Origin of the sequence: Streptomyces sp. URMC 126 (assembly GCF_051386555.1) — a bacterium.
Taxonomy (GTDB): Bacteria; Actinomycetota; Actinomycetes; order Streptomycetales; family Streptomycetaceae; genus Streptomyces.
In genome coordinates, this window is sequence record NZ_JBPQTX010000295.1 from 1 (window position 1) to 8,893 (window position 8,893).

At 70.6% G+C, this 8,893-nt stretch carries 8 protein-coding genes; 5 read left to right on the forward strand and 3 right to left on the reverse strand.

Going from position 1 to position 8,893, the window contains the following annotated elements; translation table 11 throughout:
- Positions 1 to 95 precede the first annotated feature (95 nt).
- A complete protein-coding gene (locus ACSNOK_RS26885) occupies positions 96 to 866 on the forward strand; it encodes an SDR family oxidoreductase (RefSeq protein WP_436783365.1) in 771 nt (256 codons plus the stop codon).
- A 5-nt stretch (positions 867 to 871) separates the two neighbouring features.
- The gene (locus ACSNOK_RS26890; protein ID WP_436783366.1) at positions 872 to 1,252 is read left to right on the forward strand and encodes a VOC family protein; all 381 of its coding nucleotides are present in this window, start codon (positions 872 to 874) and stop codon (positions 1,250 to 1,252) included.
- A 111-nt stretch (positions 1,253 to 1,363) separates the two neighbouring features.
- Here the strand turns inward: ACSNOK_RS26890 and ACSNOK_RS26895 are convergent, their stop codons facing one another.
- On the reverse strand, positions 1,364 to 2,557 hold the full coding sequence (locus ACSNOK_RS26895; RefSeq protein WP_436783367.1) for an RtcB family protein: 1,194 nt from the start codon (positions 2,555 to 2,557) through the stop codon (positions 1,364 to 1,366).
- Positions 2,558 to 2,752: 195 nt separating this feature from the next.
- Between ACSNOK_RS26895 and ACSNOK_RS26900 the strand changes: the two genes are divergently transcribed.
- Entirely contained in the window at positions 2,753 to 3,661 is a 909-nt protein-coding gene (locus tag ACSNOK_RS26900) for a hypothetical protein (protein WP_436783368.1), read from the forward strand.
- Between the two features lie 97 nt (positions 3,662 to 3,758).
- Positions 3,759 to 4,454, forward strand: a complete 696-nt coding sequence (locus ACSNOK_RS26905) for a hypothetical protein (protein WP_436783369.1) — start codon at positions 3,759 to 3,761, stop codon at positions 4,452 to 4,454.
- 67 nt (positions 4,455 to 4,521) lie between these two features.
- Here the strand turns inward: ACSNOK_RS26905 and lysS are convergent, their stop codons facing one another.
- Positions 4,522 to 6,255 carry a lysine--tRNA ligase gene (lysS, locus tag ACSNOK_RS26910; protein WP_436783370.1) on the reverse strand — a complete coding sequence of 578 codons (1,734 nt, stop codon included), beginning with the start codon at positions 6,253 to 6,255 and terminating at the stop codon, positions 4,522 to 4,524.
- 195 nt (positions 6,256 to 6,450) lie between these two features.
- Here lysS and argS point away from each other — a divergent pair, with 195 nt between their 5' ends.
- Positions 6,451 to 8,214, forward strand: a complete 1,764-nt coding sequence (gene argS / locus ACSNOK_RS26915; RefSeq protein ID WP_436783371.1) for an arginine--tRNA ligase — start codon at positions 6,451 to 6,453, stop codon at positions 8,212 to 8,214.
- Positions 8,215 to 8,218: 4 nt separating this feature from the next.
- On the opposite strand, the gene ACSNOK_RS26920 is transcribed toward argS, so the two are convergent.
- Positions 8,219 to 8,647 (reverse strand): ATP-binding protein, encoded by a 429-nt coding sequence (locus ACSNOK_RS26920; RefSeq protein ID WP_436783372.1) that lies wholly within the window; start codon positions 8,645 to 8,647, stop codon positions 8,219 to 8,221.
- Positions 8,648 to 8,893: the final 246 nt, after the last annotated feature.

The following is an 8,893-nucleotide window of genomic DNA, read 5'->3' on the forward strand; positions in this document are numbered from 1 at the left end:
TGTGTATAAGAGACAGGATCACCACCCCACGACCGTCATATCCTCGGCACCAGCTCCGCCCGTCCCTCACGCACGCCACCGCCCGAGGAGGCACCATGACCACCCCCACCGCCGTGATCACCGGAGCGAGCAGCGGAATCGGCGCCGCCACGGCCCGTGCCCTGGCCGCCGCCGGCTACCGCGTCGTCCTCACCGCCCGCCGCAAGGACCGCATCGACGCCCTCGCCGCCGAGCTGACCGAGGCCGGCCACCAGGCCGTCGCGTACGAACTCGACGTCACCGACCGGGACGCCGTCACCGTCTTCTCCGTCTTCCTCGACGACTTCGCCCCGGTCGAGGTCCTGGTCAACAACGCGGGCGGCGCCATCGGCACCGAGACCGTGGCCACCGCCGACCCCGCCGACTGGCGCGCCATGTACGAGGTCAACGTCCTCGGCACGCTCCAGACCACCCAGGCCCTGCTGCCCCTGTGGAAGAACTCCCCCGGCACGGTCGTCATCGTCTCCTCCACCGCCGGCCTCGCCACCTACGAGGGCGGCGGCGGGTACGTCGCCGCCAAGCACGGCGCCCACGTCATCGCCGAGACGCTGCGCCTGGAGCTCAACGGCCTGCCCGTCCGCGTCATCGAGATCGCCCCCGGCATGGTCCGCACCGAGGAGTTCGCCCTCAACCGCTACCGGGGCGACGAGGGCAAGGCGGACGCCGTCTACAACGGCGTCAGCGAACCGTTGACAGCCGAGGACGTGGCGGAGACGATCACCTGGGCGGTCACCCGGCCGCACCACGTGAACGTCGACCTGCTCGTGCTGCGTCCCCGCGCCCAGGCGTCCAACTACAAGGTGCACCGCGAGCCCCAGGAGAACTGACTCTCATGCGCGTCACCGGCTTCGACCACCTCGTCCTCAACGTCACCGACGTCGAGCGCTCCCTGGCCTTCTACACCGGCCCGCTCGGCCTCGAACCGGTCCGCGTCGACGAATGGCGCGCCGGGAAGGTCCCCTTCCCGTCGGTCCGCGTCTCCTCCGGCACGATCATCGACCTGTTCCAGCGCGACCGCGGGGAGACCAACGTCGACCACTTCTGCCTGGTCGTCGAGCCCCTCGACTGGCAGCAGGTCATCGACGCCGGCACCTTCGACGTCGTCAGCGGCCCCTCGAACAACTTCGGCGCCCGCGGCCAGGCGGAGTCCCTCTACGTCCGCGACCCGGACGGCAACACGGTGGAACTCCGCTGGTACCCGCAGGACGCGTGACGCGCGGAGGGCGGGCGGGCTCCCGGGCGACCGGGGCCCGGCGACCACCGGCCGCAGGCCGAGGACGCCCGTCGGATCCGCGGGCGGCCGCCGTGTGGCCGGTGAACGGCCTCAGCCCTTGACGCAGACGATCTGCTTGAGCTTGGCGACGACCTCGACGAGGTCCCGCTGCTGGTCCATGACCTGCTCGATCGGCTTGTAGGCCGCCGGGATCTCGTCCACCACGCCGGAGTCCTTGCGGCACTCCACACCCCGGGTCTGCTCGGCCAGGTCCTTGGCGGTGAACCGCTTCTTCGCCTGGTTGCGGCTCATCCGGCGGCCGGCGCCGTGGGAGGCCGAGTTGAAGGACGCGGCGTTGCCCAGGCCGCGCACGATGTACGAGCCGGTGCCCATCGAGCCGGGGATGATGCCGTACTCGCCGCCGCCCGCGCGGATCGCTCCCTTGCGGGTGACGAGCAGGTCCATGCCCTCGTAGGTCTCCTCCGCCACGTAGTTGTGGTGGCAGGAGATGACCGGCTCGAAGGCGACCTTGGCCTTCTTGAACTCCTTGCGGACGACGTCCTGGAGGAGGCCCATCATGATCTCGCGGTTGTACCGCGCGTACTCCTGGGCCCAGAAGAGGTCGTTCCGGTAGGCCGCCATCTGCGGGGTGTCCGCGACGAAGACCGCGAGGTCGCGGTCGACCAGCCCCTGGTTGTGCGGCAGCTTGCGGGCCTCGCCGATGTGGTACTCGGCGAGCTCCTTGCCGATGTTGCGGGAGCCGGAGTGGAGCATCAGCCAGACGGAACCGGTCTCATCGAGACAGACCTCGACAAAGTGGTTTCCTCCGCCGAGCGATCCCATCTGCTTCACCGCCCGGTCCTGACGGAACTTGACCGCTTCCGCGATCCCGTCGAACCGTCGCCAGAAGTCGTCCCACTTCGCCGTCGGAAAGCCGTGCAGCCGCCGCGGGTCCACCGCCTCGTCGTGCATCGCGAAGCCCACCGGGATCGCCCGCTCGATCCGGGAGCGCAGGTGGGAGAGGTCGCCCGGGAGGTCGTTCGCCGTCAGGGACGTCTTCACGGCGGACATGCCGCAGCCGATGTCCACGCCCACGGCGGCCGGACAGACCGCGCCCCGCATGGCGATCACGGAACCGACGGTCGCGCCCTTGCCGTAGTGCACGTCCGGCATCACGGCCAGGCCCTCGATCCACGGCAGGGTGGCGACGTTCCGCAGCTGCTGCATGGCGCCGTCCTCGACCGTGGCCGGGTCCGCCCACATACGGATGGGCACCCGGGCGCCGGGCAGCTCGGTGTACGGCATGTTTTCCTCATTCCCCCATAAACGGTAGATAACGCAAAAGCCGGATCAATCCGTGGATTCACGACAGCGGGCCAGCGGTGCGGCGGCGCGTGCGGTAGACATTGTGTCCAGCGGCCACCCAGCCGCGACAACCGGTTTTCGGCCCCCGCGAGGGCCGGAAGCGCGTGGACGAGCGGGCGAAGGGAGCCACGGACAGTGCAGCGAAAGGCGCACCGGCTGGTAGCTGCACCGGTGGCCGGGCTGGCCGCCGCCGTGCTCGCGGCCGGGCTGACCGGATGCAGCGGCGGCTCGGGCGGCCGGGGCGGGGACGACGACCCCAAGCCCGGCCCGGGCGAGTCCGCGGCCCCCGCGGCCGAACCGGGCAAGTACCGCGGCCTCCCCGAGCCCTGCGGCTACGTCAGCCGCGAGACGCTCCGCCGGATGCTCCCCGGCGGCGGCGAGGACGGCGACCAGGACGCCGAGAAGCTCTACCGGGGGCAGCCCACCATCACCTACGACGCGGACCGCCGTGTCGGCTGCCGGTGGAACCAGGAGACCCCGGACGGCACCCGCCGGCTGTCGGTCGACTTCGAGCGGGTGGTGTCGTACCAGGCCGGCGTCAGCGACGAGGAGCGGGCGCGGCAGCTCTACGACAAGCTGGCCGACGCCGCGCACATCCCCGCCGCCTCGTCCGGGTCCTCGGACGCCACGCCGTCGGCCCCCGCGAAGGCACCGGCCACGCCGTCCGGCAAGGGCACCCGGAGCCCCGACAAGACCGCGAAGGGCGCCAAGGACGCCAAGGACGGCAAGAACGCCCCCAAGACCACCGACGCCGCCTCCCGCCCCGCCACCACGGCCACACCGCCCGCCGCCGACGAGCCGGAGCTCGGCTCGCGGACGCTGGACGACGTGGGCGACGACGCGTTCGTCAGCGACCGGCTGACGGCCGGCGGCGCCGATGTGCACCGGGACGTGACGGTGGTCTTCCGCGCCGCCAACATCCTGGTGACGATCGTCTACCACCAGCAGCCCACCGACCGGACCCGCGTCCCGGGCAGCCAGGACCTCCAGGGCAAGGCACACGGCCTGGCCCGTGAGATCGAGGCCGGGCACTTCAGCAACTAGCCCGGCGAGTACCCCTCCATTTCGGCCGCCGCCGCGGCCGGGCCGCGTACCGTGCCAGTAGCCCTGTCCGGCCCCGCACCGATTGAGCGAAGGACCCATGCACCGATCCACAGCCCCGCGACTCGCCCGACTCCTCGCCTGCGCCGCAGTACCGGTGATGCTCGTCGCCGGCTGCTCGGACTCGGACGGCGGGGAGAAGAAGAGCTCCGCCACGCCCTCCGCCTCCGCCCCGGCCAAGCCCAGCGCCACGCCGACGGTCAGCGCCGGCAAGTACGCCAAGATCCCCGACCTGTGCAAGGCCCTGTCGGCCAAGACGGTCGAGAAGCTGGTGCCGAAGGCGAAGAAGAAGGACGGCGAGCTGCTGACCGGCAGCTGCTTCTGGAACGGCCTGGACAGCGAGGACACCGACGACCAGCAGTTCCGGTCGGTGAACCTGCACATCATGGCCCTCAGCGGCGACCCGAACCTGGGCTCCGCCGACAAGCGCGCCCAGGCCTACGCCGAGCAGCAGGTCAAGAAGGCCACCACCGAGGACGACCCCAAGGACGTCAAGACCACCAAGACCGGTGGCATCGGCGACTGGGCGACGACGGTGACCACCAAGACCAAGAAGACCGTCGACTTCTCCAACGTCACGGTGGTCACCCGGACGGCCAACGTCGTCGTCGCGCTGAAGTACAGCGGGGCCGGCTACGAGGGCGCGAAGGCCCCCGACGCGGCCGACCTGACGAAGGACGCGCAGGCGGCGGCGAAGGAGGCGGTGGCCTCGGTCGCCGCGGCCAACAAGAAGTAGCGAGAGAACGGGCGAAGGGCCCGCCTCCCCGAGAGGGAGGCGGGCCCTTCCCCCGTTTCCGCGCGCGTCAGACGGCGAGCAGCTTGCGCACCCGGTCCGCGCCCACGGCGAGGAGCAGGGTGGGCAGCCGCGGCCCGGTGTCCCGGCCGACGAGCAGCTGGTAGAGCAGCGCGAAGAAGGAGCGCTGGGCGACCTTCAGCTCGGGGGTGGGCTTGGCGTCCGGCTCCAGGCCCGCCTGGATCTTGGGCACGCCGTAGACCAGGGTGGTGAGCCCGTCGAGCGACCAGTGGTCGTCCAGCCCGTCGAGGAGCAGCCGCAGCGACTCGCGGCCCTGCTCGTCGAGGGCGGCGAGGGTCTCGGTGTCGGGCTCCTCGCGGACGATGGTCCGCTGGTCGGCCGGGACCTGGGTGTTGATCCAGTACTCGGCGCGGTCCAGCCGGGGCCGGGTCTCGTCGAGCGAGGTGACCGGGTTCTCCGGGTCGAGGTCGCCGAGGATCCGCAGGGTCTGCTCGTCGTGGCCGGCGGTGATGTCGACGACCGAGGCGAGCGTGCGGTACGGCAGCGGGCGCGGGGTGCGCGGCAGCTCGCCGGCCGCGGTGCGGGCGGCGCGGCTGTACGCGGCGGCGTCGGCGGGCAGCACGGAGCCGTCGGCGACCTTGGCCTCCAGCTTGTCCCACTCGTCGTAGAGCCGCTGGATCTCCTGGTCAAAGGCGATCTTGAAGGACTGGTTGGGCTTGCGGCGGGCGTAGAGCCAGCGCAGCAGCGGCGCCTCCATGATCTTCAGCGCGTCGCCCGGAGTGGGGACGCCGCCCTTGGAGGACGACATCTTGGCCATGCCGCTGATGCCGACGAAGGCGTACATCGGGCCGATCGGCTGCTCGCCGCCGAAGACCTTGCGGACGATCTGGCCGCCGACGACGAAGGACGAGCCGGGCGAGGAGTGGTCGACGCCCGAGGGCTCGAAGATCACGCCCTCGTAGGCCCAGCGCATCGGCCAGTCGACCTTCCAGACCAGCTTGCCGCGGTTGAACTCGCTGAGCAGGACGGTCTCGGAGCGGCCGCAGACGCAGGTGTAGGCGAGCTCGGTGGTCTCGTCGTCGTACGCGGTGACGGTGGTGAGGTCGCGCTCGCAGGCGCCGCAGTACGGCTTGTACGGGAAGTAGCCCGCGCCGCCGCCGCTGCCGTCGTCCTCGCCGGCCGCGCCGGAGCCCTCGGCGGCCTCCAGCTCGGCCTCCTCGACCTTCTTCTGCTGCTGCTTCGGCTTGCCGGTCGCCTTGTCCTTCGTCCGGTACTGGTCGAGGATCGCGTCGATGTCGGCGCGGTGCTTCATCGCGTGCAGGATCTGCTCGCGGTAGACACCGGAGGTGTACTGCTCGGTCTGGCTGATCGGGTCGTACTCGACGCCCAGCTCGGCCAGGGACTCGACCATGGCGGCCTTGAAGTGCTCGGCCCAGTTCGGGTACGCCGAGCCGGCGGGGGCCGGGACCGAGGTCAGCGGCTTGCCGATGTGCTCGGCCCAGGACTCGTCGATGCCGGGGACGCCGGCCGGGACCTTGCGGTAGCGGTCGTAGTCGTCCCAGGACAGCACGTGGCGGACCTGGTGGCCGCGGCGGCGGATCTCGTCGGCGACCAGGTGCGGGGTCATGACCTCGCGCAGGTTGCCCAGGTGGATCGGGCCGGAGGGGCTGAGGCCGGACGCGACGACGATCGGTTTGCCGGGCGCGCGGCGCTCGCCCTCGGCGATGACCTCGTCGGCGAAACGGGAGACCCAGTCGGCCTCGGTGCTCTGAGCCTGAGCCACGGCACTTCCTTCCTTACGGTCTGGCATGACCATTGTCCCAGACGGCGGCGGGGGTCCGCCGGTTGCCCGGGGAGGCGGGAAAAAGCGCGCGGGGCCTGTGATATCGGCATGGGATACTCGGTGCGACGGCGCCGCTGTCCATCCACACGTCGCCTTCAGCACGCACGCCCCCTACACGGAATGGGCCCGCTTCCCATGGCTTTGGTTCCCTCCCTCGCTTCCACGCTCGACCGGCGCATCGCGGACGCGCTCTCGGCGGCCCTGCCGGAGGCCGGCGCCGCCGATCCCCTGCTGCGACGGAGCGACCGGGCGGACTTCCAGGCCAACGGCATGCTGGCGCTGGCGAAGAAGCTCAAGGGGAACCCGCGCGAGCTGGCCGGCAAGGTCGTCGGGAACCTGCCGGCGGACGACCTGATCGCGGACGTCGAGGTGTCGGGCCCCGGCTTCCTCAACGTCACCCTCACCGACGGGGCGATCCTGCGGACCCTCGCCGCCCGCTACGCCGACGACCGCCTGGGCGTGCCCTTCAAGGAGCACCCGGGCACCACGGTCATCGACTGGGCGCAGCCGAACGTGGCCAAGGAGATGCACGTCGGCCACCTGCGGAACTCGGTGATCGGCAACTCGGTCGTCAAGATCCTGGAGTTCGTCGGCGAGAAGGTCGTCAGCCGTCACCACATCGGCGACTGGGGCACCCAGTTCGGCATGCTCATCCAGTACCTGATCGAGCACCCGCACGAGCTGGACCACGAGGGCGAGATCTCCGGCGAGGAGGCGATGTCGAACCTCAACCGGCTCTACAAGGCGTCCCGCGCCCTCTTCGACTCCGACGACGCGTTCAAGGCCCGCGCCCGGCGCCGGGTGGTGGACCTCCAGGCGGGCGACGAGGAGACCCTCGCGCTCTGGCAGAAGTTCGTCGACGAGTCGAAGATCTACTTCTACTCGGTCTTCGACAAGCTGGACGTGGCGATCCGCGACGAGGACATCGTCGGCGAGTCGGGCTACAACGACATGCTCGCGGAGACCTGCCGCATGCTGGAGGAGTCCGGCGTGGCGGTCCGCTCGGAGGGCGCGCTGTGCGTCTTCTTCGACGACGTGAAGGGCCCGGAGGGCAAGCCCGTCCCGCTGATCGTCCAGAAGTCCGACGGCGGCTTCGGCTACGCGGCCACCGACCTGTCGGCGATCCGCGACCGGGTGTTCAACCTGAAGGCCGACACCCTGCTGTACGTGGTGGACAGCCGCCAGTCGCTGCACTTCAAGATGGTCTTCGAGACGGCGCGCCGGGCGGGCTGGCTGACCGACGACACCAAGGCCGTGATGCTCGGCTTCGGCACGGTGCTGGGCAAGGACGGCAAGCCGTTCAAGACCCGCGAGGGCGAGACGGTCCGGCTGGTGGACCTGCTGGACGAGGCGATCGACCGGGCCACGGCCGTGGTGCGTGACAAGGCCGAGAAGGTGGGCCTGAGCGAGCGGGAGATCGTGGAGAACGGCCGGCACGTGGGCATCGGCGCCGTGAAGTACGCCGACCTGTCCACCTCGGTCTCCCGCGACTACAAGTTCGACTTGGACCAGATGGTGTCGCTGAACGGCGACACGTCCGTCTACCTCCAGTACGCCTACGCGCGGATCCGCTCGATCCTCCGCAAGGCGGGCGAGGTGGCGCCGGCCGCCCACCCGGAGCTGCCGCTGGCCCCGGCCGAGCGGGCGCTGGGTCTGCACCTGGACCAGTTCGGCGAGGTCGTGGCGGAGGTCGCCGCGTCGTACGAGCCGCACAAGCTGGCCGGTTACCTGTACCAGCTGGCGTCGCTGCTGACGACGTTCTACGACCAGTGCCAGGTGATCAGCGACGAGAACGCGCCGGAGGTCGTGGAGAACCGCCTGTTCCTCGTCGACCTGACCGCCCGCACGCTGCGGCAGGGCATGGCGCTGCTGGGCATCCACACGCCCGAGCGCCTCTGACGGCTCAGCCCGCCGGGGCCCCGAGCTCGAACCAGATCAACTTCCCGACGAGCCCCTGGGGTTGGTCGCGCAACGCGAACCCGCCCCAGCTGTCGGCACACCGCCGGACGATCCCGAGCCCCCGCCCCTGCTCGGCCTCGTCGGCGACCGGCCCCGCGTCCAGCACCGGCATCCGCGGATTGGTGTCCCACACCGCGACCCTGACCCGGTTCCCATCCCGCCGCACCCGCACGGACGCGGGCCCGTCGGAGTACCGATAGGCGTTGGTGACCAGCTCCGACGTCAGCAACTCGGCCGTATCGGCGAGTTCGAGGAACCCGTGCTCCTCAAAAATGGTGCGGAGGGTGCGGCGGGCGATGCACGGTGCCATCGGGTCCGAAGGGACCTGGAGCGTGTATTCCCAGTCGTCGGCGAGATCCGGCTCATGACTCATGCACGCCTCCACAGAGTGAGCGATCTGACACGCAGAGTAGTCATGTTCGGTTTGCCGGTGCCAGGGGTGCCCGGTTTCGGGGAGAGACGACCTATGTGGGTGACACGGGGGGTTTGAAACGGTGGCGGTGCCCCGGTCCCGCCCCTTCGCCGTTTCCCGGGGCTGCGCCCCAGACCCCCTTTTCGCGGCTTCGCCGCTCGTCCTCAAACGCCGGACGGGCTGAATCAGCCTGTCCGGCGTTTGAGG

Excerpts from the sequence above, each read along its gene's own strand:
- ACSNOK_RS26885 (WP_436783365.1), top strand. The coding sequence starts at position 96 with ATGACCACCCCCACCGCCGTGATCACCGGAGCGAGCAGCGGAATCGGC.
- ACSNOK_RS26890 (WP_436783366.1), top strand. The coding sequence starts at position 872 with ATGCGCGTCACCGGCTTCGACCACCTCGTCCTCAACGTCACCGACGTC.
- ACSNOK_RS26895 (WP_436783367.1), bottom strand. The coding sequence starts at position 2,557 with ATGCCGTACACCGAGCTGCCCGGCGCCCGGGTGCCCATCCGTATGTGG.
- ACSNOK_RS26905 (WP_436783369.1), top strand. The coding sequence starts at position 3,759 with ATGCACCGATCCACAGCCCCGCGACTCGCCCGACTCCTCGCCTGCGCC.
- argS (WP_436783371.1), top strand. The coding sequence starts at position 6,451 with ATGGCTTTGGTTCCCTCCCTCGCTTCCACGCTCGACCGGCGCATCGCG.
- ACSNOK_RS26920 (WP_436783372.1), bottom strand. The coding sequence starts at position 8,647 with ATGAGTCATGAGCCGGATCTCGCCGACGACTGGGAATACACGCTCCAG.